The 492-nt window shown below is 67.8% G+C and carries 1 protein-coding gene; it reads left to right on the forward strand.

What is annotated here, in order from left to right; all coding sequences use genetic code 11:
• Nucleotides 1-345: thioredoxin-like domain-containing protein (locus BFF77_RS37565; RefSeq protein WP_245704023.1), on the forward strand; the 345-nt coding region annotated here is incomplete at both ends.
• Nucleotides 346-492 lie beyond the last annotated feature (147 nt).

The following is a 492-nucleotide window of genomic DNA, read 5'->3' on the forward strand; positions in this document are numbered from 1 at the left end:
CCCTTGCCGACCTGCGGGGACGCATCGTCATTCTGGACTTCTGGACCTTCTGCTGCATCAACTGTCTGCACGTCCTGGACGAGCTGCGGGAGCTGGAGGAGAAGCACCGGGACACCGTGGTGATCATCGGCGTGCACTCGCCGAAGTTCGTGCACGAGGCCGAGCACCAGGCCGTGGTCGACGCCGTCGAGCGGTATCAGGTGCACCACCCGGTGCTGGACGATCCCGAGCTGGCGACCTGGAAGCAGTACGCCGTGCGGGCATGGCCCACGCTGGTGGTCATCGATCCCGAGGGCTATGTCGTCGCGCAGCACGCGGGCGAAGGGCATGCACATGCCATTCAGCNNCCGGTCGCGACCGATCTGCGGTTTCCCGGTAAGGCGCTGGTGCTGCCCGGCGGGAACCTCCTCGTCTCCGACTCCACCCGCCATCAGCTGGTCGAGCTGGCACCGGACGGCGAGACGGTCGTGCGGCGGATCGGCAGCGGCGTGC

Origin of the sequence: Streptomyces lushanensis, from assembly GCF_001700515.1 — a bacterium.
GTDB lineage: Bacteria > Actinomycetota > Actinomycetes > Streptomycetales > Streptomycetaceae > Streptomyces > Streptomyces lushanensis.